The sequence below is a fragment of the Oleiphilus sp. HI0079 genome, assembly GCF_001635105.1.
The window spans coordinates 1-979 of the sequence record NZ_LWFT01000827.1 but is presented as its reverse complement, the minus strand read 5'-3'; the positions used below and the strand labels follow the sequence as shown (position 1 = coordinate 979).

1 protein-coding gene is annotated in these 979 nt (G+C 49.4%); it reads right to left on the bottom strand.

Going from position 1 to position 979, the window contains the following annotated elements; genetic code table 11:
* The coding region (locus A3750_RS15395) for an AAA family ATPase (protein ID WP_156498628.1) at window positions 1-979 on the bottom strand (979 nt) is incomplete at both ends.

The window sequence follows — 979 nt, the reverse complement described above, 5'->3', positions numbered from 1 at the left end:
TCCGCGATTTCTTCCTCCGTCACTCTATTCCGAAGCAAGGTCATGCCCACCATCTCAGCCTGCGAAGCCATATCTAGCTGTCGTTCCAACTCTGGAATTTTGCCATACTGCAACTCAGACATAAGCGCCAAATCACCGTTGCGGCGCGCACTTTCCAGCTCAACACGAGCTTGTTCAAGATCACTTTTTACCTGCTGCGAACCCTGCAAGGCAGCTTTTTCTGACACCCAAACCTCTTCCAGATCCGCAAACTCTTTCTCGACGCTTTCAATTTCCCTGTTTAGCTCAACCACCGCGGCCTTCGAGCCTTCGTCCTTTTCTTTCCTCAAGGCTTCGCGTTCAATCTTTAACTGAATCAATCGGCGCTCAAGGCGATCAAGGGATTCCGGCTTTGAGTCCATCTCCATGCGAATTTGGCTCGCCGCTTCGTCTACGAGGTCAATCGCCTTGTCAGGTAACTGCCGATCACTAATGTAACGATGCGACAACTTACCCGCAGCGATAATGGCACCATTGGTAATTTCAACACCGTGGTGAACTTCATAACGCTCCTTCAGCCCACGCAAAATCGCAATGGTGTCTTCAACCGTTGGCTCGTCTACAAGTACTTTTTGGAAGCGGCGCTCTAGGGCTGCATCTTTCTCTATGTACTCGCGATATTCGTCCAGAGTTGTAGCACCAACGCAATGCAACTCTCCGCGCGATAGTGCCGGCTTGAGCATGTTTCCGGCATCCATCGAACCTTCTGCCTTACCTGCACCAACCATGGTATGAATTTCATCGATGAACAGAATGATTTGGCCTTCCTGTTTAGAAAGCTCATTTAGCAAGGCCTTCAAGCGTTCTTCAAATTCTCCACGAAATTTAGCTCCAGCAATCAGCGCCCCCATATCAAGAGACAACACTCGCTTATCTTTTAAGCCTTCGGGCACTTCGCCATTTACAATGCGCTGCGCCAAACCTTCAACAATTGCAGTTT